This is a genomic window from Aquamicrobium sp. LC103, from assembly GCF_001014615.2.
Taxonomy (GTDB): domain Bacteria; phylum Pseudomonadota; class Alphaproteobacteria; order Rhizobiales; family Rhizobiaceae; genus LBCQ02.
Genome location: NZ_LBCQ02000021.1, coordinates 18451 through 43170, shown reverse-complemented (window position 1 = coordinate 43170; position 24720 = coordinate 18451). Strand labels below are relative to the sequence as shown.

At 66.8% G+C, this 24720-nt stretch carries 23 protein-coding genes and 2 pseudogenes; 12 read left to right on the top strand and 13 right to left on the bottom strand.

The window, feature by feature from the left end; all coding sequences use genetic code 11:
• Positions 1-31 precede the first annotated feature (31 nt).
• Positions 32-1570: a DHA2 family efflux MFS transporter permease subunit gene (locus tag XW59_RS28935; RefSeq protein ID WP_047149101.1), complete on the top strand. Its 1539-nt coding sequence runs from the start codon at positions 32-34 to the stop codon at positions 1568-1570.
• 20 nt (positions 1571-1590) lie between these two features.
• Here XW59_RS28935 and XW59_RS28930 read toward each other — a convergent pair whose 3' ends face one another.
• The 3 genes from XW59_RS28930 to XW59_RS28920 form a co-directional block, all read right to left on the bottom strand.
• Positions 1591-2595, bottom strand: a complete 1005-nt coding sequence (locus tag XW59_RS28930) for a cytochrome d ubiquinol oxidase subunit II (RefSeq protein WP_047149100.1) — start codon at positions 2593-2595, stop codon at positions 1591-1593.
• A 150-nt stretch (positions 2596-2745) separates the two neighbouring features.
• Entirely contained in the window at positions 2746-4110 is a 1365-nt protein-coding gene (locus tag XW59_RS28925; RefSeq protein ID WP_047149099.1) for a cytochrome ubiquinol oxidase subunit I, read from the bottom strand.
• A 198-nt stretch (positions 4111-4308) separates the two neighbouring features.
• The gene (locus XW59_RS28920; protein ID WP_047149098.1) at positions 4309-5151 is read right to left on the bottom strand and encodes an alpha/beta hydrolase; all 843 of its coding nucleotides are present in this window, start codon (positions 5149-5151) and stop codon (positions 4309-4311) included.
• A 205-nt stretch (positions 5152-5356) separates the two neighbouring features.
• Between XW59_RS28920 and XW59_RS28915 the strand changes: the two genes are divergently transcribed.
• Positions 5357-5695, top strand: coding sequence for a hypothetical protein (locus XW59_RS28915; protein ID WP_047149097.1), 339 nt, complete (start codon positions 5357-5359; stop codon positions 5693-5695).
• A gap of 14 nt (positions 5696-5709) precedes the next feature.
• Here XW59_RS28915 and XW59_RS28910 read toward each other — a convergent pair whose 3' ends face one another.
• Positions 5710-6693, bottom strand: a complete 984-nt coding sequence (locus XW59_RS28910) for a GGDEF domain-containing protein (protein ID WP_246666268.1) — start codon at positions 6691-6693, stop codon at positions 5710-5712.
• A 541-nt stretch (positions 6694-7234) separates the two neighbouring features.
• Between XW59_RS28910 and XW59_RS28905 the strand changes: the two genes are divergently transcribed.
• Positions 7235-7504: a helix-turn-helix transcriptional regulator gene (locus XW59_RS28905; RefSeq protein ID WP_047149096.1), complete on the top strand. Its 270-nt coding sequence runs from the start codon at positions 7235-7237 to the stop codon at positions 7502-7504.
• 42 nt (positions 7505-7546) lie between these two features.
• Positions 7547-9274, top strand: a complete 1728-nt coding sequence (locus XW59_RS28900; protein WP_246666267.1) for a SulP family inorganic anion transporter — start codon at positions 7547-7549, stop codon at positions 9272-9274.
• A gap of 29 nt (positions 9275-9303) precedes the next feature.
• Here the strand turns inward: XW59_RS28900 and XW59_RS29480 are convergent.
• From XW59_RS29480 to XW59_RS28890, 3 genes and pseudogenes are all read right to left on the bottom strand, one after another.
• Positions 9304-10167: pseudogene (locus XW59_RS29480) on the bottom strand (CHAD domain-containing protein); the annotation flags it as partial.
• Between the two features lie 60 nt (positions 10168-10227).
• Positions 10228-10695: pseudogene (locus XW59_RS29750) on the bottom strand (CYTH domain-containing protein); the annotation flags it as partial.
• Positions 10696-10816: 121 nt separating this feature from the next.
• The gene (locus XW59_RS28890; RefSeq protein WP_047149094.1) at positions 10817-11137 is read right to left on the bottom strand and encodes a hypothetical protein; all 321 of its coding nucleotides are present in this window, start codon (positions 11135-11137) and stop codon (positions 10817-10819) included.
• Positions 11138-11305: 168 nt separating this feature from the next.
• On the opposite strand from XW59_RS28890, the gene mbfA reads away from it, so the two are divergent.
• Positions 11306-12289 carry an iron exporter MbfA gene (mbfA, locus tag XW59_RS28885; protein WP_047149093.1) on the top strand — a complete coding sequence of 328 codons (984 nt, stop codon included), beginning with the start codon at positions 11306-11308 and terminating at the stop codon, positions 12287-12289.
• A 39-nt stretch (positions 12290-12328) separates the two neighbouring features.
• Here the strand turns inward: mbfA and XW59_RS28880 are convergent, their stop codons facing one another.
• Genes XW59_RS28880 through znuC form a run of 3 tightly spaced genes read right to left on the bottom strand, consistent with a single transcriptional unit; the run spans position 12329 to position 14425 of the window.
• A complete protein-coding gene (locus XW59_RS28880) occupies positions 12329-12730 on the bottom strand; it encodes a Fur family transcriptional regulator (protein WP_047149092.1) in 402 nt (133 codons plus the stop codon).
• Positions 12727-13605, bottom strand: coding sequence for a zinc ABC transporter permease subunit ZnuB (gene znuB, locus XW59_RS28875; RefSeq protein WP_047149091.1), 879 nt, complete (start codon positions 13603-13605; stop codon positions 12727-12729). The genes XW59_RS28880 and znuB overlap by 4 nt, the downstream gene beginning before the upstream one ends.
• On the bottom strand, positions 13544-14425 hold the full coding sequence (znuC, locus tag XW59_RS28870; RefSeq protein WP_047149090.1) for a zinc ABC transporter ATP-binding protein ZnuC: 882 nt from the start codon (positions 14423-14425) through the stop codon (positions 13544-13546). Before znuC ends, znuB begins: the two co-directional genes overlap by 62 nt.
• A gap of 126 nt (positions 14426-14551) precedes the next feature.
• Here znuC and znuA point away from each other — a divergent pair, with 126 nt between their 5' ends.
• On the top strand, positions 14552-15520 hold the full coding sequence (znuA, locus tag XW59_RS28865; RefSeq protein ID WP_047149089.1) for a zinc ABC transporter substrate-binding protein ZnuA: 969 nt from the start codon (positions 14552-14554) through the stop codon (positions 15518-15520).
• Positions 15521-15654: 134 nt separating this feature from the next.
• Positions 15655-15846, top strand: coding sequence for a hypothetical protein (locus XW59_RS28860; RefSeq protein WP_047149088.1), 192 nt, complete (start codon positions 15655-15657; stop codon positions 15844-15846).
• Between the two features lie 122 nt (positions 15847-15968).
• Here XW59_RS28860 and gshB read toward each other — a convergent pair whose 3' ends face one another.
• Together gshB and lnt are read right to left on the bottom strand one after the other, a co-directional pair.
• Positions 15969-16910, bottom strand: coding sequence for a glutathione synthase (gene gshB, locus XW59_RS28855; RefSeq protein ID WP_047149087.1), 942 nt, complete (start codon positions 16908-16910; stop codon positions 15969-15971).
• Positions 16911-17017: 107 nt separating this feature from the next.
• The gene (gene lnt / locus XW59_RS28850) at positions 17018-18616 is read right to left on the bottom strand and encodes an apolipoprotein N-acyltransferase (RefSeq protein ID WP_047149103.1); all 1599 of its coding nucleotides are present in this window, start codon (positions 18614-18616) and stop codon (positions 17018-17020) included.
• A 194-nt stretch (positions 18617-18810) separates the two neighbouring features.
• On the opposite strand from lnt, the gene XW59_RS28845 reads away from it, so the two are divergent.
• The 4 genes from XW59_RS28845 (at position 18811) to XW59_RS28830 (ending at position 23184) form a co-directional block, all read left to right on the top strand.
• Entirely contained in the window at positions 18811-19428 is a 618-nt protein-coding gene (locus XW59_RS28845) for a LysE family translocator (RefSeq protein WP_047149086.1), read from the top strand.
• Between the two features lie 138 nt (positions 19429-19566).
• Complete coding sequence (locus XW59_RS28840) at positions 19567-20526, top strand: TAXI family TRAP transporter solute-binding subunit (protein ID WP_047149085.1); 960 nt, start codon at positions 19567-19569, stop codon at positions 20524-20526.
• Positions 20527-20710: 184 nt separating this feature from the next.
• A complete protein-coding gene (locus XW59_RS28835) occupies positions 20711-22828 on the top strand; it encodes a TRAP transporter permease (protein WP_047149084.1) in 2118 nt (705 codons plus the stop codon).
• Positions 22825-23184: a DUF1850 domain-containing protein gene (locus tag XW59_RS28830; RefSeq protein WP_047149102.1), complete on the top strand. Its 360-nt coding sequence runs from the start codon at positions 22825-22827 to the stop codon at positions 23182-23184. The genes XW59_RS28835 and XW59_RS28830 overlap by 4 nt, the downstream gene beginning before the upstream one ends.
• 6 nt (positions 23185-23190) lie before the next feature.
• On the opposite strand, the gene XW59_RS29475 is transcribed toward XW59_RS28830, so the two are convergent.
• Positions 23191-23343, bottom strand: coding sequence for a hypothetical protein (locus tag XW59_RS29475; protein WP_170990251.1), 153 nt, complete (start codon positions 23341-23343; stop codon positions 23191-23193).
• Between the two features lie 388 nt (positions 23344-23731).
• Between XW59_RS29475 and XW59_RS28825 the strand changes: the two genes are divergently transcribed.
• Entirely contained in the window at positions 23732-24235 is a 504-nt protein-coding gene (locus tag XW59_RS28825; protein ID WP_047149083.1) for a ferritin-like domain-containing protein, read from the top strand.
• Positions 24236-24720: the final 485 nt, after the last annotated feature.

Below are 24720 nucleotides of genomic sequence, written 5' to 3'. Positions count from 1 at the left end.
GCCCTAAAACCCGAAGAAAGAAGCTTGTGCAATGAGCACGGCAGCCACGACACCTTCCACCGAAGTCCCACATCGCGGGCTGATCACCATCTCGATCATGCTCGCGACGATCATGCAGGTCCTCGACACGACCATCGCCAATGTCGCGCTGCCGACGATGACGGGCGATCTCGGCGCGAGCCAGGACACGATCAACTGGGTCCTGACCTCCTACATCGTCGCCGCGGCGATCATGACGCCGGTGACCGGCTGGCTCGCCGACCGGTTCGGCCGGCGCGAGCTGTTCCTCGTCGCGATCGCCGGCTTCACCATCTTCTCCATGCTGTGCGGGCTCGCCTGGAGCCTGGAGAGCATGGTCGCCTTCCGCGTCATGCAGGGCCTGTTCGGCGCTGCCATCGTGCCGCTGTCGCAGACCTTCCTGCTCGACATCAACCCGAAGGAAAAGCACGGCCAGGCGATGGCGATCTGGGGCGCCGGCATCATGGTCGGTCCGATCATCGGCCCCACCCTCGGCGGCTGGCTGACCGAGGCGGCCAACTGGCGCTGGGTGTTCTTCATCAACCTGCCGGTGGGCATCCTCGCCTTCCTCGGCTCGGCCGCGTTCCTGCCGCGGACCGGCATACGCCTGCGCGGCTTCGACTTCTTCGGCTTCGCCATGCTGTCGCTGGGCGTCGGCGCGCTGCAGCTCATGCTCGACCGCGGCGCCGAGGTCGACTGGTTCTCGGCGGTCGAGATCTGGATCGAGCTCGGCCTGGCGATCACCGGCTTCTGGGTCTTCGCCGTGCACCTGATGACCGGCAAGGACACGTTCATCGACCCCAAGATCTTCGCCGACCGCAACTTCGTGACCGGCCTCGTCTTCATCTTCATCGTCGGCGTGATCCTGCTGGCGAGCCTGGCGCTGCTGCCGCCGATGCTGTCGCGGCTCTTCAACCACTCGACGGTGCTGACCGGATTCGTGATGGCGCCGCGCGGCGTCGGCACGATGATCTCGATGCTCCTGGTCGGCCGGCTCGTGCAGGTGGTGGACGCGCGCGTGCTCGTGGTCACCGGCCTGTCGCTGACGGCATGGTCGCTGCACATGATGACGGGCTTCTCGCCGCAGATGGACGACCACCTGATCATCGTCTCCGGCGTGGTGCAGGGGCTGGGCCTCGGCCTCGTCTTCGTGCCGTTGTCGACGGTCGCCTTCGCGACGCTCGACCCGCGCTTCCGGACGGATGCGGCGAGCCTGTTCAGCCTGGTGCGCAACATCGGCTCGTCGATCGGCATCTCGATCGTCACCGTGCTCTTGACGCGCAACACGCAGATCAACCATGCCGAGCTCACGGCGGGGCTGACGCCCTTCAACCAGAACCTGAAGGCGATCCTGCCGGGTGCGGCGGCGGGAAATCCGACCGCGCTCGCCCAGCTCGACCAGCTCGTCAACCAGCAGGCGCTGATGATCTCCTATGTCGACGACTTCAAGCTGATGATGATCGTCACGCTCTGCGCGATCCCGCTGGCGCTGCTGCTGCGCAAGCCGAAGACGGCCGCCGCCGGTGCGCCAGCCGCCGCTCACATGGATTGAGCGGCGGAGCCGGCGCTTTCTCAGTCGTAGGTCAGCTCGGTCGCCTTTCCGCCGAAGACGCGGTAGGCGTAGAAGGAATAGCCGATGATGACCGGCAGCACGAACACCGTGCCGACGAGGATGATGGCGAGGCTCTCCGCCGCCGCCGCCGCCTCCCAGATGGTCAGCCGTTCGGGCACCACGTAGGGGTAGAAGGAATAGGCGAGCCCCGCGAAGCCCAGCGTGAAGATCGTAGCGAGCGTGACGAACGGCGTGATCGAGTGGCGGTCGCCGCGCGCCGGCAGCCTGAGCGTCAGGAACCAGAGCCAGACGAACAGCGCGGCGGTGATCAGCGGCAGCGGCGCGAGCAGCGCGATCTCCGGCCAGGTGAACCATTTGTCGAAGATGCGCGGGCTGGCGAACGGCGTGACGATCGAGATCGCCGCCATGCCGACGGCGGTGAAGACGAGCGCGGAGCGCAGAAAGCGCACGGCCTTGCGCTGCAATTCGTCCTCGGTCTTGTAGATCAGCCAGGCCGCCCCCATCGCCGCGTAGGAAGCGGCAAGACAGAGCGCCACCAGCACGCCGAAGCCGATCGCGGCAAGCCCGGTGTCGAGGCCGAGGACGTAGATGCCGAGCATGTAGCCCTGGGCGAGCGAGGCGATCAGCGAGCCGGCGAAGAAGATGAAATTCCAGCGGCCCTTGCGGTGAACCGGCACCTTGGCGCGGAAGTCGAAGGCGATGCCGCGCAGGATCAGGCCGACGAGCAGCACGAAGACCGGAAGGTAGAGCGCGGTGAGAATGACGCCGTGGGCGATCGGGAACGCGACGAGCAGCAGGCCGACGGCCAGCACCAGCCAGGTCTCGTTGGCGTCCCAGAACGGCCCGATGGCCGCGATCATCGTGTCCTTCTCCTCGTCGTCGGCCATGGCGAAGAGGATGCCGATGCCGAGGTCGAAGCCGTCGAGCACGACATAGATGAGAATCGACAGGCCCATCAGCCCGGCGAAGATCAGAGGCAGGAGGGTCGGCCAGTCGAGGGTCATGGTTCTAGCACCTGTGTTTGCCGGTTATTGGCAGGCGAGCTTCCGCTGACGGCGATGGTTGAAGATTGCCGGCAGCCCCCCACCACCGCCTCCGGCGGTCCCCCTCCCCCGTAAACGGGGGAGACTGTTTTCTGCGCAGCGCGCATCTCCTCACTCCCCAGCCTGGGCGGGCTGCGACATCGGCTTGTCGATGACGCCCGGCAAGGGCGAGTTGTCGCCTTCCCTGGCCGCCTTCAGCGCCAGGTGGGTGAGGACGCCGAGATAGACGACGATCAGCACCGCGTAGAGGACGAGATAGATGGCGAGGGTGAAGCCGACATGCGAGCCGGGCACCGGGGTGACGGCGTCGGCGGTTTTGAGCACGCCGGTGACGAGCCAGGGCTGGCGGCCGATCTCGGTCGTGTACCAGCCGGCGAGCGTCGCCACCCAGCCGGAGAACGCCATCGGCGTATAGGCGTAGGCAAGCAATTTCGGCAGGCGATCGCGCCGCAGCAGGAAGAAGGCGGCCGCCCAGGACAGCGCCAGCATCAGAAGGCCGGTGCCGACCATGATGCGGAAGGCCCAGAAGACCGGCGCGACGGGCGGATGATTGTCGACAAAGTCGTTGAGCCCCGGCACCACGCCGTCGGGGCTGTGCCTCAGGATGATGCTGGCGCCGTAGGGCACGGAGACCTCGAAGCGGTTCTCGCGCGCCGCCTCGTCGGGCCAGGCGAACAGCACCAGCGGCACGCCGGCGCGCGTCTCCCAATTGGCTTCCATGGCGGCGATCTTCTGCGGCTGATGCTCCAGCGTGTTGAGGCCGTGCAGGTCGCCGACGAATATCTGGACGGGGATCAAGACCGCGCCGAGGAAGACGCCGGTGCGCAGCGCCTTCCACATCGAGGCCGAACGGTCGCCGGCAAGGTAGCGCAGCGCCGACATGCCGGCGACGAGGAAGGCGACGGTGAGGCCCGACGCGATCAGCATGTGCACGAAGCGGTAGGGGAAGGACGGGTTGAAGACGATCGCCCACCAGTCGGTGGCGTGGGCGACGCCGTCGCGCATCTCGAAACCGGCGGGCGTCTGCATCCAGGAATTGAGCGCCAGGATCCACACCGCCGACATCGTCGTGCCGAAGGCGACGAGGAGGGTGGCGAGCGTGTGCACCGCGTTCGACACCCGGCGGAAACCGAACAGCATGATGCCGAGGAAGACCGCCTCGAGGAAGAATGCGGTCAGAACCTCGTAGGCGAGCAGCGGGCCGGCGATGTTGCCGACCGTCTCCATGAAGCCCGGCCAGTTGGTGCCGAACTGGAAGGTCATGGTGACGCCGGAGACGACGCCGAGCGCGAAGGACAGCGCGAACACCTTCACCCAGAAGAAATAGGCGCGCATCCAGGCGGCGTCGCCGGTGGCGTTGTAGCGCAGCTTGAAGAACAGCAGCACCCAGCCGAGCGAGATGGTGATTGTCGGGAAAAGTATGTGGAAGGAGATGTTCGCGGCGAACTGGATTCGCGAGAGTAGAAGTGCGTCCATGACCGAAAGCTCTCCTGCCTTTATTGTGGCGAAGGATAGCCAGCATTGCGGCATCGGTCAAAGGTACGCCCTGACGCAGAGGCGCCCTGCCGCAGGGGCGGAGTGTCGCGGAGTGGCAAAGTGGCGCGGAGGGGGAATGCGGCGGCATCGGACAGCGGGCCGTCGGAGAAGGCCCGAACCGTCGGTCCGCCCGCGTGGTCACGCCCTTCGCGAACCGCCGCCTTCGCCCGACAGGAATGCGCCCAGCCGTTCGACGACGAGATCCGGGGCTTCGAGCTGAGGCAGGTGCCCGACGCCGGGCAGCGTCTCGAACGATGCCTGCGGGACGAGCGCATGAAGCGCCTTGCCGCGTTCGAGCGGAATCCACGGATCGTCTTCGCCCCATATTATTCCTACCGGGCAGCGAATCTGTGCGAACACGGGTTCGACTTCGGCGGTGTATCTTTCATCGGCCTGCGCGAATTGCCGATAGAAGCTTGCCCGCCCCTCCCCGGAAATCCACGGCTCGACGAGCTTGGCGAAATCTCCGGGGTCGATGCCGTTCACGATCGCTCCCCCGATATATGCCTCCACCACCGCCTTGTGGATATGCGGCGGCAGGCCGAGAAAGGCATCCACATGGCGGCCGACGTGATCGAAGAACTCCGATCCCCACGGGCGCATGGCGACGACGTTCATCATGACATAGCGCTCGAAATCGCAACCATGCAGCAGATGCGCCCGCAATGTCGTCGCCCCACCCATGTCGTGGGCAACGACCATCGGCCGCTCGAGCCCCCAATGCGCGAGCATCTCGACGAACACCTCACCCTGAACGTCGAGCGAGGTGCGCTGCTCCGCAGCTTTGTCGGAGCGACCGTATCCGGGCATATCGTACCAATGGACGCTGAACCGGCCGGCGAGGTCCGGAACGATGCGATGCCACGAGAACGAAGACCACGGCCAGCCGTGGGCGAGCACCAGTGCAGGACCGCTGCCGGTTCGGCCCGCGGCCACCGCGCCGGCCGACGTTTTCACGGTTTCATCGAGTTTCCACGGCATCGGACATCCCCTTGATACCGGCACACCAATGTTCGCAAGCATACATTCCGAGAGGCCGTGTCTCAAAATCCGGATGCGTCGCGGCGATGCCGAGTTTCCCGCCTCCAAATTCCGTGGTCGAGCCGCCTCCCCCGCTTGACGCCGGCTCCGGCGCGGCGCAGAGCAGGTGCAAGACTTTCAGCGGAAATTTCGGGCGGAGGAACAGGTGACACTTTCGGGGATCGCGCAGCTCGGCGCTTCGACCATCGTCTTCCTGATGGCGGCGAGCGCGGCCAAGACCTGGACCATCTCGCCGAACCATTGGCGGCTCGCGCTGGTGCTGGCGCTCTATACGATCGGCAACCTGATCATGCTGCGGCTGATCCGTGAATTCGGCATGGGCATCGCTCTCAGCCTCTCCGCCGTCATCCAGCTCGTCGCGGTCAACCTCGTCGCCTTCGCCTATTTCGGCGAGAAGGTGAGCGGGCTGCAGGGGATAGGCATCGCCGTCGCCATCCTCGCCGTCGGCCTGATCACGCTCGGACCCTACATCACCCCGCGCTAGGCAGCCCGGCGCCTTCAATCCTTACGGTAGATGAGCCAGTCCTTCGAGAAGTCGCCTTCCGAAAGCGAGGAGAAGCGGGTGACGCGGTTGCGGCCGGCGTTCTTGGAGGCGTAGAGCGCCTTGTCGGCCTTGTCGTAGAGATCCGCCGCACCCTGCGCCTGGGTGGCCATGCAGGTGCCGAGCGAAATCGTCACCGGGCCGTAATCGACGCCGTTCGCCATGTTGACGAAGGGCGCTTCCTCGATCGCCTTGCGCACCTCCTCGGCGACGCGCCAGGTGGCGTCCTCCCCGCGCCCGGAAAGCACCAGCGCGAACTCCTCGCCGCCGGTGCGCGCCACCAATATGTCCTCCTTGACGGTCGACCTGATGATGCCGGCGACGACCTGCAGAACGCGGTCGCCGACCGGATGGCCGAAACGATCGTTGATCTGCTTGAAACGGTCGACGTCGCCGAGAACGAGGGCGCCGAAGGCGACGCCGCGATTGCTGTCGTAGATGCGCGCCAGCGCCTCGTCGAAGACGCGGCGGTTGGCGAGCTGGGTGAGCGGATCGGTGTCGGCGAGACGCTTGTACTCCTCGAGCTTCGTCTTCACCGCCTTCAGCTCGTTCGACCTGTCCGTCATCGAGCCGACGAGCCGGGTGCGGCTTTCGATCGAGCTGGTGGTGGCGTTCGCCATGACCGAGACGATGCGGTCGAGGAACTCCCTCGTCATGGCGCCGCGCCGGGAAAGCCCGTCGGAGGTTTCGCCGAGGATACGGCCATAGGCCTCCATCGACGAGCGGTCCCTGCGCAGGAGGCCGAGAATCTCGTCGAGCCTGGCGGAGATGGTCTCCCGCGCGTCCTCGACGATCCGGTGATCGGCTATGGCGAGGAACTCGCCGCGAACACGGTCGAGCGCCTGCTGCGAGGGGCGCGGACCAAGCGCGGCGATGGCCGCCGCAAGCTTGGGATTGGTGCCGGTGGCCGCCTCGTAGAAAAGTTCGTAATTGCGCGGCAACGCAGCAACTCCAAGTCGTCTCATCGTCGATACGACCCTTGTTGCAGTATCCGATGCGCGCGGCGTCAGCATTTCCGACGTCTGCATGAGATATTCTACCTCGCCATTGAAAGGCATCGCGGCACCTCTACCGGGCGCGGATCGACGTTCCCCATGTCGTCGGTCCAGGCGAATGCCTTTGAAATGATTGGCCGTGTTTATGTTGCTTGTTCAACGGCACGCGCAAGTAAACTGACGCAACGTAATCAAAGCGCTCGTTAAACATGTTTTCGTTTCCGCGCAAGAAGCCGAGGCGCTTTCTCCCCGAACCATCATGAAAAATCTTTCCATTCCCCGAAACGATGAAGATTTGCCCGATGGCAAAGCTTTCCCCGCGGAAATTTCGAGGCGCGCGGACCGGGAAGCGGCGAGCGGTAGCGGGTCGAGGGTACGGACAGGTTTCGAGCCGCTCCCTGTCGAGGTGGAAGCGGAGGCAAGGCTTGCGCGACGGGAAAACATCATTTAGCATGTTTCAAACATCATAATTGGACTGTGAAACCGTATGATTACAGCTTCACAAATGCGTGCGGCACGAGCACTCGCCGGCATCGACCAAAAAACGCTCGCCGAGCTTTCGGGCGTTTCGCTTCCGACCATCCAGAGAATGGAGGCGAGCGACGGCGTGGTGCGCGGCGTGGTCGATACTCTGGTGAAGGTCATCGAAGGGCTGAACAAGGCCGGCGTCGAGCTGATCGGCGAGAACCAGACGAGCGATGCAGGCGGCCGCGGCGTGCGGCTCCGGCAGGCACCGCCGGAATCGAAGGCGGGATAGGCAAGGGCGGCCGATGAGACGGCCGGAACGGAAATGGCGGGGATGAGCGCCGGCCGCGGCCGGCGGACGGCAAGCCGGGGGCCGAGCTTCGGCGAACTCTACATGCCCAAGCTGGCGAGCGTGCTTCGCGAGGGCTACGGCCCCACGGCCCTGCGTGCCGACGCGATCGCCGGGCTGACGGTGGCGATCGTCGCGCTGCCGCTCTCGATGGCGATCGCGATCGCTTCCGGCGTGTCGCCGGATCGCGGCCTTTTCACCGCCATCGTCGGCGGCTTCATCGTCTCGGCGCTCGGCGGAAGCCGCTTCCAGATCGGCGGGCCGGCCGGCGCCTTCATCGTGCTCGTCAGCGCCACCGCCCAGCGCCACGGCGTCGAGGGACTGATCCTCGCCACCGCCATGTCCGGCGTGTTGCTGATGCTGGCGGGATATCTGCGCCTCGGCAGCTACATCAAGTTCATCCCCTACCCGGTGACGATCGGCTTCACCGCCGGCATCGGGGTGGTGATACTTGCGAGCCAGTTGCACGATTTCTTCGGCCTGACGCTGTCCGGCCCGGAACCGGGCGAGCTCATCGCCAAGTTGCACGCCCTGGCGGACGCGGCCGCAACGGTCAACGCGCAGGCGGTGGGCGTCGGGCTGCTCACCATCGGCACGATCATGGCGATAAAGCGCTGGCGGCCGGCATGGCCGGCGCTGCTGATCGCGATCGCGGCGGCCTCGGCGGCGACGGCGCTGCCGGGATTGCAGGTCGAGACCATCGGAAGCCGCTTCGGCGGCATCCCGCGCACGCTGCCCTTGCCGCATCTGCCGGAATTCACGCTGGAGAAAGCGGCGGCCGTGCTGCCCGACGCCGTCGCCTTCACCTTGCTCGGGGCGATCGAATCGCTGCTTTCGGCGGTCGTCGCCGACGGGATGACCGGCCGGCGCCATCGTTCGAATTGCGAACTGGTGGCGCAGGGCGCGGCGAATATCGGCTCGGCGCTGTTCGGCGGCATCTGCGTGACTGGCACGATCGCCCGCACCGCCACCAATGTGCGCGCCGGCGCGCATGGGCCGGTGTCGGGCATGCTGCACGCGCTCTTCCTGCTCGTCTTCATGCTGGTGGCCGCGCCGCTGGCGAGCTACATCCCGCTCGCAGCCCTCGCCGGCATGCTGGCGACGGTCGCCTGGAACATGATCGAGAAGCATGCCATCGGCGCGCTCGTGCGCTCCTCCTGGGGCGACGCCATCGTGCTCGGCGTGACCTTCGCGCTGGTGATCTTCCGCGACCTGACCGAAGGCATCGTCGTCGGCTTCTCGCTCGGCGCGCTGTTGTTCATCCACCGCATGGCGTCGGCCATCGAGGTCGAAAGCCACATGCCCGTCGTGGAGGACGACAGGCCGGACGCCGAGAATGGCGGGCGCGTCGCCTACGATCCTTCGAGCGCCGACGATCCCGACACGGTGGTCTACCGGATTTCCGGCGCGTTCTTCTTCGGCGCGGCCTCGACGGTGGGGACCGTTCTCGATCGCATCGCCGACCAGCCCAAAAACTTCGTGCTCGATTTCTCGCAGGTGCCGTTCCTCGATTCGACGGCCGCCAATGTCGTGGAAGGAACGCTGCGGCGGGCGGAGCGGGCCGGCGTCAGCTTCCATGTCTCGGGAGCCGGGCAGCAGGTTCGCCGCATGCTGATGACCCATGGCCTCACGCGCTCGCGCGTGCGCTACCGCAAGAACATCGCCGGGGCGCTGCGCGACATAAGGCGGGAGCGCGGACCGGAAGGGAGCTGAGCCGGCAGGATCGTGCGCGAGGCGGAGGGTCAGCCGGCCTTGCCCGGCGAGCCGGCGGCACCAGCGTCGCCGAACGCGGCAGCGAGGGTCTTTTGCAAATTGCGCGGCGCGGCCGAAAGCAGCTTTTCCGCATCGGCGATGCATTGCCTGGAAAGCGCCTTCGCCTTGGATTTGAGCAGCCGGTCGAAGGGGCCGGTGTCGATCCCTTCCGGCAGGCCCAGCGTGCCGGCGGCGATTTCGGCGCGCATGACGTGGATGTCGTTGAGCTCGCCCAGATCCTCGCCGAGCCTTTCGGCGGCGGCGCGGCGCTTTCCGACCTTGCCGGGCCAGACGTTGCGAAGCAGGCCGAGATGCGCCCAATGCGCCTTCACCGTCTTGCGCAAGGCGTGGAAATCCTCGGGCGCCGCCCGGTTTCGCGCGGCCACGAGCGCCTTGCGTCCGCGCGCCAGGTTCCTCTTCACGCCGCGAGCCAGCACCTCCGCCGGGTCGACATCCGGGCCGACGACGAGCGCCCGCAGAGCGGCGCGACCCTCCCCGCACGCTTGCAGCGCGGCGGCGACGGCTGCGTCGAGATCCGCGCGATCCTCGAACAGGCGGGCATGGCGGGCCGCGAGCGCCGCGCGGATGTCCGCCAGGCGGCAGGCCGCGACCTTGCCGGGAAATTCCGCGATCAGCCGATCCATGGTCTCGACCAGCGCGCCCGCCTCGCGCGGGGCGGCGATCGGGCGCGCGGCGTCGCGGAAGCGGCGCGCCTCCGCCGCCAGGATGCCGGGCGCGGCCGCTCGCGCAAGGCCGAGGAGCGCGCGCAGCTTCTTGATCGCCTTGCGGGCCTCGTGGAGCGCGACCGGGTTTTCGGGCGAGGCCCGCCCGAGGCTGGCGATCGCGGCATCGGCCTGGGCAAGGGCGTTGCGGACGAGCTCGCGATCGAACGGGCGGGACGGATCGATGCGCATCGCGCCGGGGCGGGGCATGCCGTTCAAGGCGAGGCTCGCATTGTAGTATTCCGCCTCGCCGGTGATCTCGCGGCCGAGCCAGGCCGGCAGGTCGGCATCCGCGACCTCGTCCGGCGTCTCCAGCTCGGCGATCACCAACCCCGCGAGGCTGCCGGCGAAGACGTCGACCTCGTAGACATGGCCGGCATGGGGGACGAGGTGGCGGGTCTTCTCGACCACCACGCCGACGGCGAAAGCCGCCATTTCCCGCGCATCGTCGGGCGAAACCTCATATTCGAACTCGTCACGCTCGCGGGCGTGCTCCCCGAACTTCAGGGTCAGCGTCGCTCCACCCTTGCGCTGGCGAACCCGCACCGAACGGTCGCCGCCGGCGGCGACATAGAACTGCCGGATGGCAACTCCTTCGCCGGCCCGGCCGAGCCAGCCATCCTCGTCGACCAGAAACTTGCGTTCGATTTCCTTGGCCATCGCGGCTATCTGAATGCCCGGCGCCGCCGAAGGCAAGCCGGACGGCGGATTTTAAGCGGTTCTCGGTTAACCGCGGCCCGGTTTGCCGGATTGCCGCTCTTTCGGTTTGCGAGGCCCCGGCCTAGCCCAAGCGCATGTTCCTGCGCTTGCTGCCGCCGGCCTTGCGCCAGGCGTTGAAGCGGTGCGTGGCGGCGGCGAAGGAGATCTTCATCGCCCGGGCGACAGAATAGCGCGTCTGGCCTTCGTCGAAGAGCCGGTAGCAGGTCTCCACGCCCTCCGGCGTCAGCTTGCCGTCGCAGGTCTTGTTGCGCGGATCGGCGGGATCGAACGCCCCGGCACGCGGCTCCACCAGCGCCTTGAGCCGCTCGAGGTCGGCCTGGATGCGTTCGATGAGATCGAGGGCGAGACCGGCATCGAGGGGCTGCGCGTCGTCTTTCGACATGGGAATCCTTTCGGGGAGAGAGCGAAACCCGTCATATAGGCAAACCTTAGGCTAATGTAAGGCGCGAAGCCCCGGCATTTCTGCATGGGCCATGCGACGCAAATGCAGATTGAATCGATCGGCGGCCTCCTCTAGTTTAGAACTATTCTAAATAAGAGGTTTCCGCTCGTGCTTTCCCGCGTCTTCGGCCTTGGCCGCCGTTCGTTCGATTCGCTTTCCGAGCAGGAAATCCTCGCCCTCGCGATCTCCTCGGAGGAGGACGACGGACGCATCTACCGCGCCTATGCCGACGGGCTGCGCGACCGGTTCCCGCAATCGGCGAAGATTTTCGAGGAGATGGCGGACGAGGAGGACGGGCATCGCGCGGCGCTGATCGAGCTTTACCGCAAGCGCTTCGGCGAGCGCATCCCGCTGATCCGGCGCGAACACGTGCGCGGCTATTACGAGCGCAAGCCGGACTGGCTGGTGCGGCCGCTCGGCATCGAGCACGTGCGCGCGCAGGCAGAGGAGATGGAGCGGCAAGCGCAGCGCTTCTACCTCGCCGCCGCCGGCCGCGCCAGCGACGCCTCGACCCGCAAGCTGCTCGGCGATCTGGCGGCGGCCGAAAGCTCGCATGAATCGCTGGCGAGAAGGCTCGGCCTGAAGCACACGCCCGACGACGTCCGCGACGAGGAGAAGGCAGCCGAGCACAAGCAGTTCCTGCTGACCTTCGTGCAACCCGGCCTCGCGGGCCTGATGGACGGCTCGGTCTCCACGCTGGCGCCGATCTTCGCCGCGGCCTTCGCCACCGGCGACACCTGGCAGACATTCCTCGTCGGCCTCTCGGCCTCGGTGGGCGCCGGCATATCGATGGGCTTCACCGAGGCCGCCCATGACGACGGCAAGCTTTCGGGACGCGGCTCGCCGGTCAAGCGCGGGCTCGCCTCCGGCATCATGACGACGGTCGGCGGGCTCGGCCATGCCCTGCCCTATCTGATCCCGGACTTCTGGACCGCGACGACGGTGGCGGCGATCGTGGTCTTCGTCGAGCTCTGGGCGATCGCCTATATCCAGAACCGCTTCATGGAAACGCCGTTCCTGCGCGCCGCCTTCCAGGTGGTTCTGGGCGGCGGGCTGGTGTTCGCGGCGGGCGTGCTGATCGGCAGTGCCTAGGGGCGTTTTTCAGTGATAAGCCGGAACCGCTCCGGAGCCTCAGGCGGCCAGGCAGTTGGCGCAGCGACCGCGGATCTCGATGGTCGTCTTCTCCGCCTTGAAGCGGTGATCTTCGGCCCAGCCGGCCAGCCGCTTCTGCACCACCTCGTCGGAGAATTCGTCGACCTGGCCGCATTTCTCGCAGATCGCAAAGGCGATCAGACCGTGCGCATGGCAATGCGGATGGGCGCAGGCGACGAAGGCGTTGAGCGATTCGAGCCGGTGGATCAGCCCGAAGCCGAGCAGCTTGTCGAGCGCGCGGTAGACCTGCAGCGGCGCGCGGAAACCGTCGTCGCGCAGCTTGTCGAGGATCGTGTAGGCCGAAAGCGGCCCTTCGGCCTTCGCCAGCGTCTCCAGCACCAGCGACTGGTTGCGCGTGAGTTCGGGAGAGGCGGTGGTCATCGGTCGATGCCTTCGGTTGCGGGTTGGCTGCGCTTCAGGAGCCCAGCGTAAGGCAGCAGGCTCAGAAGGAAAAGAGCAAGCGCCGCCACCACGATGGACGGGCCGGACGGCGTGTCGAAACGCAGCGAGCCGAAGAGCCCGCCGGTGACCGCGACCGCGCCGATCAGCGAGGCGATCACCGCCATCTGCTCGGGCGTCGCCGAGAACCGACGCGCCGTCGCCGCCGGGATGATCAGGAGCGAGGTGATGAGCAATATGCCGACGATCTTCATGGAAATGGCGATCACCAGCGCCATCAGAAGCATGAAGGCGAAGCGCGAGCGCCCGGGCGCCATGCCCTCGGCCTGGGCCAGTTCCTCGTTGACGGTGGCGGCCAGCAGCGGCCGCCACAGCCAGGCGACGAGCGCGAGGACTAGCGCGCCGCCGCCGTAGACGAAGGCGATGTCGAGCCGCGAGACGGCGAGGATGTCGCCGAACAGGAAGCCCATCAGATCGACGCGCACCCAGCTCATGAACGCGACCATGACGAGGCCGAGCGCCAGCGTGGAATGCGAGAGAATGCCGAGCAGCGCGTCGGTCGAGAGCGCGTTGCGCCGCTGCAGGAGCAGCAGCGCGATCGAGACGAGCACGGCGACGAGGAAGACGCCGGCCATCAGGTTGATCTCGAACAGGAAGGCGAGCGCCACGCCGAGCAGCGCGGAATGCGCCATGGTGTCGCCGAAATAGGCCATGCGCCGCCAGACGATGAAGCAGCCGAGCGGGCCCGCCGTCAGCGCGACGCCGATGCCGGCGATGAGCGCGCGGGTGAAGAAATCATCGAGCATCGCCGTCTCCCGCGTGGCCGTGCGCATGCCCCTTATGGTCGTGATCGTCATGACCATGATCGTGGTGATGGCCGTCGCGCGGGTGGCAATGGTCGGTCACCGTGCCGTCCTCGTGCAACACGCGCCCGTCGGCCATGTGGGTGTGGTCGTGATGGTGGCGGTAGATCGCCAGCGTCTCGGCGGCCCGGGCGCCGAACAGCTTCCTGTATGCCGGGCTGGCGACGACCGATTCCGGCGTGCCGCGGCAGCAGACATGACCGTTGAGGCAGATGACGGTGTCGGTGTCGGCCATCACCACGTGCAGATCGTGCGAGATGAGCAGGATGCCGCATCGGGTGCGGTCGCGGATCTGGCGGATCAGGTCGTAGAGCGCCACCTCGCCGGAGAAGTCGACGCCCTGCACCGGCTCGTCGAGGACCAGCAGGTCGGGATTGCGCACGATGGCGCGGGCAAGCAGCGCGCGCTGGAACTCGCCGCCGGAAAGCGCCTGCACCTCGGCCCTGGCGAGATGCGCCGCGCCGACGGCCTCCAGCGCCTCGGCGATCGCGGCGGGCGGTTGCGGCCCGGTGAGCGTCATCAGCCGCTCGACGGTCAGCGGCAGCGTCCAGTCGATGGCGAGCTTCTGCGGCACGTAGCCGACCTTCAGGCCGGGCTTGCGGGTGACGCCGCCCTCGTCCGGCCGAACGATGCCGATCGCCGTGCGCGCGGTGGTGCTCTTGCCCGAACCGTTCGGGCCAATCAGCGTGACGATCTCGCCCTGCCTGATGTCGAAATCCACGTTGCGCACCAGCCATCGCCCGCCGCGGAACACGCCGGCGCCCTTGAGGCTGACGAGGATGTCGCGCGGGGCGTCTTGATTTTTTTCCAGCATCGGATGTCCTGACGGGTTGCCATGAGCATATGGCACACGTTATAGCGTTTCGCAATAACATGTTATGTCATAACATTCACCATCGGGCAAACCAGCCTCTTTCCGTATCGTGACAGGAGTATCGACGTGACGAAAAGCACCCGCGCCCTCTGCCTCGCCTCCGCGGCCTTCCTTTTCGCCGGACCGGGTTCCGCCCATGCGCTCGACGGCGTCGTCGCCTCGATCAAGCCGGTGCATTCGCTGGTTTCGGCGGTGATGGAAGGCGTTGGGGAACCGACGCTGATCGTGCGCGGCACGGGATCCGAGCACGTCTATTCCCTGCGTCCCTCCGATGCCGCGGCACTCGAGCAGGCGAGCGTGATCTTCTGGGTCGGCCACGAGATGGAGACCTTCCTGGACAATCCGATCAAGACACTGGGCGGCGGCGCGAAAGTGGTGGCACTGGAGGACACGAGGGGACTCGTCAAGCTGAAATTCCGCGAGGGCGGGCCGTTCGAGGCGCACGACCATGGCGACGGTCACGGTCATGACGATGGGCACGACCATGAGCACGACCACGGCCATCACCATGGCGAGCACGATTTGCATTTCTGGCTCGATCCGGACAACGCCAAGCTGATGCTCGACGAGATCGAGCGCACGCTGGCCGAGGCCGACCCGGACAACGCCGAGCGCTACACGGCCAACGCCGCCGCCTATGCGACGAGGATCGACGAGCTTTCCACCGAGATCGAGGCGGAGCTGGGGCCGGTCAAGGACAGGCCCGTCGTCGTCTTCCACGACGCCTACCAGTATTTCGAGACGAAGTTCGGGCTGAACGTGGTCGGCTCCATCACCGTCAGCCCGGAGGTGATGCCCGGCGCGCAGCGCGTCTCCGAGATCAAGGCCAAGATCGAGGAGCTCGACGCGGCCTGCGTCTTCGCCGAACCGCAATTCGAGCCGCGCCTCGTCTCCGTCGTCACCGAAGGCACGAATGCGAAAACCGGCGTGCTCGACCCGCTGGGGGCGGACCTTACCGACGGTCCCGAACTCTATCTCGGGCTGATCCGCGACATGGCGGGGTCGCTGAAGGACTGCCTCGGCAACGCGAGCTGACGCGGAACCGGCTTTCGCCGCGCGGGAAACGGGAGGCGGGCAAGCCCGCCTCTTCTTCGCGACAGCGAGCTCCACCAGATCAACGTGCTCTCGGACAGGATCGCGAAATCGATCGCGCTGACGGAGCCCATTCGATGGACGGCCATTGGAACGAGCCGCGCCTGCGCGTCGCGGTGACGGGCACGGAGATCGCCGTCACCGACCCGCCGAAGAGCGTGATCCACATGATCGACGCGGAAAGCTTCGAAAAGAGCCGCGACATCGCCGTCGAGGGCAAGCCCTTCAACATCGTCACGATCGGCGGCTCCGGCGCCGTCCACGACTGAGGGCGAGGGCAGGGTCTATCGCACTACCAGTGCGCTCGCGCCCCCTCCACCATGCTTCGCATGGTCCCCCTCCCTCGCTTCGCAGGGGAGGAACCGGCGATGCGGCCGTCCGCGACCTTGGCTCAGCACCGCTTCGCCTCGACCGCGTCCCAGAAGAGCGCGGCGATGTCGGCGCCGCCGAACTTCTTCACCTCGCGCACGCCGGTCGGCGAGGTCACGTTGATCTCGGTCATGAAGTCGCCGATCACGTCGATGCCGACGAGGATGAAGCCGCGCTCCTTCAGCGACGGGCCGATGCGGGCGCAGATCTCGCGCTCGCGTGCCGTCAGCTCGGTCTTCTCCGCGCGCCCGCCGACATGCATGTTGGAGCGCGAATCATGCTCGGCCGGCACGCGGTTGATCGCGCCGACCGGCTCGCCGTCGATGAGGATGATGCGCTTGTCGCCCTTGCGCACGCCCTTCAGATAGCGCTGCACGATGAAGGGCTCGCGGAACATCTGGCCGAACATTTCGAGCAGCGAGGCGAGGTTGCGGTCGGCCTCGTGGAGATGGAAGATGCCGGCCCCGCCATTGCCGTAGAGCGGCTTGACGATGATGTCGCCGAATTCCTTGCGGAAGGCGTCCACTTCCCGCGCGTCCTTGGTGATCAGCGTCTCCGGCATCAGGTCCGGGAACTCGGTGACGAAGATCTTCTCCGGGCTGTTGCGCACCCAGGCCGGATCGTTGACCACCAGCGTCTTCGGGTGAATGCGCTCCAGCAGATGCGTGGTGGTGATGTAGTTCATGTCGAAGGGCGGATCCTGGCGCAGCAGCACCACGTCCATCGTCGACAGATCGGTCCTCACCGGCTCGCCCAGCGTGTAGTGATCGCCCTCGACGTCGCGCACCTCCATCCTCTCGACGCGGGCGAAGACCTTGCCGCCGAGCATGGAGAGCCGATCGGGCGTGTAGTGGTAGAGCTCGTGGCCGCGCCTCCGCGCCTCCAGTGAAAGCGCGAAGGAGGTGTCTCCGGCGATCGAGACGGTGGAAATGTGGTCCATCTGGACGGCGACGCGAAGGGCCATGGCGAGGCTCCGTGAGATTCAGGGAAGGGCAGATGAAGGACTGCCGCCGCCGCTGTCAAGCTCCCGTTCCGACCCACCATATCGCAACGGTGGGGACTTCGCCCGACTTACATCCGCTTGTGGCTTTTCCTGCCGCGTGAGCCCGCCAGAAGACGCGCCGCGAGCGCGGCAAGCGCCAGCACGGCAAGCACCGCGGCGCCGTTCGCCGAAGGCCCGGCGAGCACCCGGCCCTCGACGCGCTGGATGGGCAGGGCCGCGTCGAGCACGCCGACCGCGTTGATGGCGAAGGCGTCGACGACGCGGCCATAGGCGTCGACCACGCCGGATATGCCGTTATTGGCGGCGCGCACCAGCGGCCGGCCCGCCTCCACCGCGCGCACCTGCGCCTGGCGGAAATGCTGGTAGGGGCCGGGCGTGTCGCCGAACCACGCGTCGTTGGTCACGTTGATCAGGAAATCCGCGTCGGCGTCGCCGAAGCCCGCCACGCCCGGGAAGATGATCTCGTAGCAGATGAAGGGCAGACCGGCCGTCCCGCCGGGCATCGTGATCGCGTGGCGCTGCGAGCCGGACGAGAAGGCCGAGACCGATTGGGCGAGCTGGCGCAGTCCGATCCGCTCGAACAGCGCCTGGAACGGCAGGTACTCGCCGAACGGCACCAGATGCACCTTGTCCGTCGCGTCGTAGATCTCGCCGGCGGCGTCGATGGCGACGACGCTGTTGTAATAGCGGGCCGTGCTCTCCGGACCCTCGACACGGATGGCGCCGGCGAGCAGCACCTGGCCCTCGCCGACGAGGTCGCCCAGCGCCGGCAGCGCACCCGGGCGTTGCGTCAGCAGGAAGGGAACCGAGGTTTCCGGCCAGAGGATCAGCTCGGGACGCGGCATGCCTGCTTCCGGCGGGCGCGCCGAAAGATCGAGATAGGTCCTGAATATCCGGTCGCGGATCGAGGCGTCCCATTTTTCCGACTGGCTGATCGACGGCTGGACGATGCGGACATCGAGCGTCCCGGTCGCGGCTTCGGCGGTTCCCATTCGCCAGAAACCGTAGCCGGCATGCGCCGCGGCGAGCAGCAGCGCGAGGCCGAGGCCCAACCGCCGGTGCCGGCGCGAGGCGAGCAGGGCGGGCATGGCGAAGACGAAGACGGCGAGCGCCGACATGCCGAAGAGCCCGGCGACGCGCACCGACTGCATCAGCACCGGGACCGGCATCGCCGCGTAGCCGATCGCGTTCCAGGGAAAGCCGGTCAGCACGGTGGCGCGCACCCATTCGGCAAGCCCGAAGGCGAAGGCGAGCGCCGCGATGCGGCAGATGTCGTCGCTCCACAGCGCGCGGGCGAGCAGCGTCGCCGCGCCGTAGAACAGCGCCAGCAGCGCCGGCAGGCCGAAGATGGCGAGCGGCAGCGCCCAGGCGAAGAGCTCGGCCTCGACGAGAAGCGCGTTTCCGGTCCACCACAGGCCGGCCGCGAAATAGCCGAAGCCGAACCACCAGCCGATCATGAAAGCGGGCAGCGACCGGCGGATCGCGCCCTGCCCCGGCTCGCCGGCGGAACCGTCGAGCAGCCAGACGAGGACCGGAAAGGAGACGAAGCAGACGGCGAAGAAGTCGTAGGGCGGCTGGCTGAACGCGGCCAGCGCGCCGGCCAGGAAACCGACCAGCGCACGGCGCCACCCGCTCAGCAATATCACCCGGCCCGCCAGCCGCTCCATGAGCATGTCCAGATCGCGAGAATCACCCCAGCCGTTCTTCTACCAGCCCGAGCCCCGCCTTCCAAACGGAAGCGGGCGGGCGGATGCGCGTTCGGCGCCCCTCACCCCGGCAACTGGCACAATCGAACCGGCTTTTCCGCCGCGCGGCGCCATGCGATAAGCGGCTCCGTTTCCGGTCCGCAGCAGGCTCCAGAATGACCGTCGCAGGCTTCATCACCTATTCCGGCGCGCTCGCGCTCGCCGCCGCCATCCCGGGGCCGGGCGTGGCGGCGCTGATCGCGCGGGCGCTGGGCTCCGGCTTCCGCGCCTCGCTGTTCATGGCGCTCGGGCTGATCAGCGGCGACCTGATCTATCTGACCGCCGTCATTCTCGGCCTGGCGCTCGTCGCGCAGACCTTCGGCACCGCCTTCCTGATCATAAAATGGCTCGGCGTGGCCTATCTCGCCTGGCTTGCCTGGTCGTTCTGGACGAAGGGCATCGCGACCGAGACGGTGAACCCGAGGACGGACAGGAGCGGCGCCGTCGCGAGCTATCTCGCCGGCCTCGTCGTCACGCTCGGCAATCCCAAGGTCATGGTGTTCTACATCGCCCTGATGCCGACGATCATCGACCTCGAGCAGATCTCGGTCGGCGACTACGGCATATTGGTGATGCTGACCGGCGCGGTGCTGCTGGTGGTGCTCATCCCCTACCTGGCGCTCGCGGCGAAGGCGCGCTGGTTCCTGCAAACGCCGCGTGCGCTGAGGCTGCTCAACCGCACGGCCGCCTCCTTCATGGCGGCGGCCGCCGCGGCGATCGCCCTGCGCCAGTAGCTTCCGCGCCGCTCCTCGCCGGGCAACGGGACAGCCCGTCCGTCCGCACGCGACCAATTACTGATTGGCATTTGCGCCGCAGCGTCTAAAAAGGACCTAGCCCATCGCATGGCTAGGCAACGATCTCTGGGAGGAGTTATGTCGATCATGAAGAACAGGTTCCTGCTCGCCGGCGCGGTCGCGCTGTCGCTCGGCTTCGCGGCGGTTCCCGCCAAGGCACAGGAATTCATCAACGTGCTGACCGGCGGCACGTCCGGCGTCTATTATCCGCTCGGCGTGGCGCTTTCCGAAATCTACGGCGCCGGCATCGAGGGCGCCCGCGCCCAGGTGCAGGCCACCAAGGCGTCGGTGGAAAACCTCAACCTGCTGCAGGCTGGCCGCGGCGAGATCGCCTTCTCGCTGGGCGATTCGGTGCAGGAGGCATGGGAAGGCAACAAGGAGGCCGGCTTCCCCGGCAAGCTCGACAAGCTGCGCGGCATCGCCGCCATCTATCCGAACTTCATCCAGATCGTCGCCTCGCAGGAATCCGGCGTCAAGACGCTCGCCGACCTCAAGGGCAAGAGCCTCTCGGTCGGCGCGCCGGCCTCCGGCACCGAGCTCAACGCGCGGGCGATCTTCGAGGCGGCGGGCATGAGCTATCAGGATCTCGGCAAGACCGAGTACCTGCCCTTCGCCGAATCCGTCGAGCTCATCAAGAACCGCCAGCTCGACGCGACGCTGCAGTCGGCCGGCCTCGGCGTGGCCTCGATCCGCGACCTGGCGACGTCGCTGCCGATCAACGTGGTCGCGGTGCCCGCGGCCGATGTCGAGAAGATCGGCGCGCCCTACATGTCCGCCACCATTCCCGCCGGCACCTATGACGGCCAGGACGAGGACGTGGAGACGGCGGCGGTCGGCAATTTCCTCATCACCCATGACGGCGTCTCGGAGGAGACCGCCTACCAGATGACGAAGCTGCTCTTCGAGAACCTCGAAAAGCTGGCGGCCTCGCACGCCGCGGCCAAGGCGATCGACCCGAAGAAGGCGCTCGACGGCATGCCGGTTCCGCTGCATCCGGGCGCGGAGCGCTATTATCGCGAGGCGGGCCTGCTGAAATAGCAGGCTCCCGGCTTGGCCGGCCTGTCTGCCTCGGCGGTCCTCCTCCCCGTGAACGGGGGAGGATCCAGGATGCGGCCGTCCGTGACGCCGGTTCCTCCCCTGCAAAGCGGGGGAGGTGGCCCGAAGGGCCGGAGAGGGCGTTCCAGCCAAACAGATGCGTGATTTCGACAGCCCGGGAGGGGAAATGAGCGCGACAAAGACCGAAGGATCGATGATCCTTCAGGATTCGGCGGAGGAGCCGATCGAAGGCCTGCCGGCCGGCTTCGGCGAGGGCATCACCGGGCGGATCGCCTTCTGGATCGCCTTCTCCTTCTCGCTGTTCCAGCTCTGGACGGCGGCCTACGGCACGCTGCCGAGCCAGGTGGTGCGCGCCATGCATGTCGGCTTCCTGCTGCTTCTCGGCTTCGCGCTCTTCGCCAATCTCGTGGCCAAGACCCAGTGGGGAAAGACCTGGTTCTGGGCGCTCGGCATCATCGGTTTCCTCACCGGCATCTACAACTGGGTCAACTACGTGCCGCTGATCCAGCGCGCCGGCTTCCTGACGCCGCTCGATCTCGCCGTCGGCACGGTGATGATCGCGCTGGTCTTCGAGGGCGCGCGGCGGCTGATGGGACTGCCGCTGACCATCATCGCCGGCATCTTCCTCGCCTATTGCTTCCTCGGCCAGTACCTGCCCGCGCCCTTCATCCACCGCGGCTACGATTTCGAGCTGATCATCGAGCATTTCGGCTTCGGCACCGAGGGCATCTACGGCACGCCGATCTATGTCTCGGCAGCCTATATCTTCATCTTCGTCGTCTTCGCCGCCTTCCTCGAACGCGCCGGCATGCTGGCGCTGTTCAACGATTTCGCGCTCGGCCTGGTCGGCGCCTGGCGCGGCGGGCCGGCGCAGGTCTGCGTGCTCTCCTCCGCGCTGATGGGGACGATCTCCGGTTCCGGCGTCGCCAACGTGGTGGCCAGCGGCCAGTTCACCATCCCGCTGATGAAGCGTTTCGGCTTTCGCTCGGCCTTCGCCGGCGGCGTGGAGGCGACGTCGTCCATGGGCGGCCAGATCATGCCGCCGGTGATGGGCGCGGTCGCCTTCATCATGGCCGAGACGCTCAACGTGCCCTACGTCGCGGTCGTCAAGGCCGCCCTCATCCCGGCGGCGCTCTATTTCGGCGTCTGCTTCTGGATGGTCCACCTGGAAGCCGGAAAGGCCGGCCTCAAGGGCATGGACAGGGCGTCGCTGCCCAACCCGTGGCTCGCGGTGAAGCAGCATTGGCCGCTCGTGCTGCCGCTCGGCGCGCTCGTCTACCTGCTCTTCGCCGGCTACACGCCGATCTTCGCCGGCACGATGGGGCTGGCGCTGATCGTCGTACTCATCCTCGGAACGCCGCTCGCAGCCCTCATCGGCCCGTTCGCCTTCCGCGTCGTCTTCTGGGTGGCGCTCGGTCTTGCGGCCGCCGCCTTCATGCGGTTCGGCGTCAACGTCCTCGCGCTGGTCATCGGGCTGCTGGTGCTGGCCTGCGTCGTCTTCAAGGGCGGCCGCGAGACGCTCGCCATCTGCCGCGATTCGCTCGCCGAGGGCGCCAAGAACGCGCTGCCGGTCGGCATCGCCTGCGCCGTCGTCGGCATCGTCATCGGCACGCTGACGCTGACCGGCATCGCCTCCACCTTCATCGGCGCGATCATCCGCATCGGCGAGAACAACCTGTTCCTGTCGCTGATCCTGACGATGCTGACCTGCCTGGTGCTCGGCATGGGCATCCCGACCATCCCGAACTACATCATCACCTCGTCGCTCGCCGGGCCGGCGCTGCTCGAACTCGGCGTGCCGCTGCTCGTCAGCCACATGTTCGTCTTCTATTTCGGCATCATGGCCGACCTGACCCCGCCGGTGGCGCTCGCCTGCTTCGCGGCCGCGCCGATGGCGAAGACCTCAGGGCTCAAGATATCGCTGCAGGCGACGAAGCTGGCGACGGCCGGCTTCGTCGTGCCGTTCATGGCCGTCTACACGCCGGCGCTGATGCTGCAGGATGCCGGCCCGATGGCCGAAGCCTGGGGCTATCCCGTCGAGGTCGTCTATATCGTCTTCAAGGCCTGCTTCGGCATCGCGCTGTGGGGGGTGGCGGTCGTCGGCTTCCTCTTCGCCCGCGCCTTCTGGTGGGAACGGCTGGCCGCCTTCGCCGCCGGCGTGCTCCTCGTGCTGGCGCTGCCGCTCACCGACGAGATCGGCTTCGCGCTCGGCGTGCTCGTCGTCGCCTTCCACTGGTGGCGCACGCGAGGCGCGCGCGGCGGCCACCAGACGGCCGTCACGTGAGCCTGTGCATCCTGGCGGCGGGCAAGACGACGGTTCTCGCCGCCGGGCTGTTCACGCTCTCCTGGGAGCATTCGGTGCAGAAGACGCGCTGGGAGGAGGACTGGCGGGTCACGCCCGCCGGGCTCGAGATCGTCGAGGCGCGCGTCAAGGGGTCGGGCGCCGGCATGGAGCCGCCCGAGGGATCCGTCCTGAGGGATGATTGGTGGGTCTATTGGCCGGCTCTGCCCGCGCAGGCCTCGCTGTCGCTGGCGGCGTCGGGGGCGACCTCGTCGGGATGGTCGATATGCGGCGGGGGGAGGTGCGTGTCGGTCGGCGTCGAGGCCGCGGAACCGGTGCTCCTGCGACCGTGCGGCTAAAAGAGTTCAGCGGAAGCTGACATGCGTCCGCATGGGGCCGCCGCGCTTCTGGCAGGCGGGTCCGGGGCCCCGCATGTAGTGGCGCTCCGGCCTGTAGCTCGGCGCGAAAAACTCCCTCAGCGCGATGGCGCAGCTCGTCATGTAAACCCAGAACTTCATGACACTTCTTCCTGTCCCTCGGATGTCCCTTCCGATTGCGGGGCACCATAGCGAGCGCCGGTGAATACTCGGTGAACGCGATGTTAATCATTGGCTGTTTAGCGCCACCAGATTGTCTGAAATGCGAAGCTTTGGATGTGATTTCGCTCACATCCGACGAAAAGATATCGCTGTTGCATTCCTGCAACGCGAAACGCGCGTTCCGCGTCCGCCTCTCGTCGTGAAAAGGCGTTCCCGGGTCACCACGAAAAAAGTTCGGCCGGCGCGCGCGAATTGCGGGAACACTCGTCCGCGCCGCTTGTTGGGAACATGGTCGGACGAGAGCCGGCTTCGCCAGAGTGTCAAGAAACTCTGCCCCTCCAACGGAAGAGCATGAAAGGCTACGAAGATGGGCTTGTTTACGAAGGACATCAAAACCATGGACGATCTCTTCGTCCACACGCTCCGCGACATCTATTACGCGGAGAAGCAGATTGCGAAGAACCTGCCGACGATGATCGACAAGGCGACCAATCCGGAGCTGCAGAAGGGCTTCGAGAAGCACCTGGTCGAGACCGAGGGCCATATCGAGCGCCTCGAGGAGGTCTTCAGGATGCACGGCACGGAAGCCAAGGGCGTCAATTGCCCGGCGATCGACGGCATATTGGAGGAAGCCGACGAGGTTGTCGGCGAAGTGGAGGACAAGCAGGTTCTCGACGCCGCGGTGATCGCCGCCGCGCAGGCGGTCGAGCATTACGAGATCACCCGCTACGGCACGCTGATCGCCTGGGCCAAGGAACTCGGCCGCAGCGATTGCGCGCAGCTCCTCCAGCAGAACCTCGACGAGGAGAAGGCGACCGACAAGAAGCTGACCGAGCTCGCCGAAAGCCGCGTGAACCTGCGGGCGGCGTAGAACCGGCGACCAACCTCAAGCGCCGGACCTCGTGAGCCCACCACCGCCGGCGCCGCAGCCTGCCGTTCTCCCCGAATGGCGGGCTGCTCTTGTGGTTGGGTGTTGCAGGGTATGCGTCCTTCGAGGCTCGCCCTTCCGACGCCGGCGCCAGTATTTCGAACGTGGTCGAGGGCTCGCACCTCAGGATGAGGAGGCGGGTGGGCTTCATGTCGGGGATTGGGAGGGCAGGAATTGGTGCGTCCTTCGAGGCTCGCCTTTCCGACGCCGGCGCCAGTATTTCGAACGTAGTCGAGGGCTCGCACCTCAGGATGAGGGGGGCGGGCGGGCTTCAGGTCGGGGTTGGGAGGGCAGGAATTGGTGCGTCCTTCGAGGCTCGCCTTTCCGACGCCGGCGCCAGTATTCGAACGTAGTCGCGGGCTCGCACCTCAGGATGAGGAGGCGGGTGGGCTCCAGGGCCCAGAGAGGTGCGTCCTTCGAGGCTCCCC

Excerpts from the sequence above, each read along its gene's own strand:
- XW59_RS29475 (WP_170990251.1), bottom strand. The coding sequence starts at position 23,343 with ATGAAGTTCTGGGTTTACATGACGAGCTGCGCCATCGCGCTGAGGGAG.
- XW59_RS28845 (WP_047149086.1), top strand. The coding sequence starts at position 18,811 with ATGACCGTCGCAGGCTTCATCACCTATTCCGGCGCGCTCGCGCTCGCC.
- XW59_RS28825 (WP_047149083.1), top strand. The coding sequence starts at position 23,732 with ATGGGCTTGTTTACGAAGGACATCAAAACCATGGACGATCTCTTCGTC.
- XW59_RS28835 (WP_047149084.1), top strand. The coding sequence starts at position 20,711 with ATGAGCGCGACAAAGACCGAAGGATCGATGATCCTTCAGGATTCGGCG.
- XW59_RS28920 (WP_047149098.1), bottom strand. The coding sequence starts at position 5,151 with ATGCCGTGGAAACTCGATGAAACCGTGAAAACGTCGGCCGGCGCGGTG.
- XW59_RS28935 (WP_047149101.1), top strand. The coding sequence starts at position 32 with ATGAGCACGGCAGCCACGACACCTTCCACCGAAGTCCCACATCGCGGG.
- znuC (WP_047149090.1), bottom strand. The coding sequence starts at position 14,425 with ATGCTGGAAAAAAATCAAGACGCCCCGCGCGACATCCTCGTCAGCCTC.
- XW59_RS28860 (WP_047149088.1), top strand. The coding sequence starts at position 15,655 with ATGGACGGCCATTGGAACGAGCCGCGCCTGCGCGTCGCGGTGACGGGC.
- XW59_RS28905 (WP_047149096.1), top strand. The coding sequence starts at position 7,235 with ATGATTACAGCTTCACAAATGCGTGCGGCACGAGCACTCGCCGGCATC.
- XW59_RS28890 (WP_047149094.1), bottom strand. The coding sequence starts at position 11,137 with ATGTCGAAAGACGACGCGCAGCCCCTCGATGCCGGTCTCGCCCTCGAT.
- XW59_RS28900 (WP_246666267.1), top strand. The coding sequence starts at position 7,547 with ATGAGCGCCGGCCGCGGCCGGCGGACGGCAAGCCGGGGGCCGAGCTTC.
- gshB (WP_047149087.1), bottom strand. The coding sequence starts at position 16,910 with ATGGCCCTTCGCGTCGCCGTCCAGATGGACCACATTTCCACCGTCTCG.
- lnt (WP_047149103.1), bottom strand. The coding sequence starts at position 18,616 with ATGGAGCGGCTGGCGGGCCGGGTGATATTGCTGAGCGGGTGGCGCCGT.
- XW59_RS28880 (WP_047149092.1), bottom strand. The coding sequence starts at position 12,730 with ATGACCACCGCCTCTCCCGAACTCACGCGCAACCAGTCGCTGGTGCTG.
- XW59_RS28840 (WP_047149085.1), top strand. The coding sequence starts at position 19,567 with ATGTCGATCATGAAGAACAGGTTCCTGCTCGCCGGCGCGGTCGCGCTG.
- XW59_RS28930 (WP_047149100.1), bottom strand. The coding sequence starts at position 2,595 with ATGACCCTCGACTGGCCGACCCTCCTGCCTCTGATCTTCGCCGGGCTG.
- XW59_RS28925 (WP_047149099.1), bottom strand. The coding sequence starts at position 4,110 with ATGGACGCACTTCTACTCTCGCGAATCCAGTTCGCCGCGAACATCTCC.
- znuB (WP_047149091.1), bottom strand. The coding sequence starts at position 13,605 with ATGACGATCACGACCATAAGGGGCATGCGCACGGCCACGCGGGAGACG.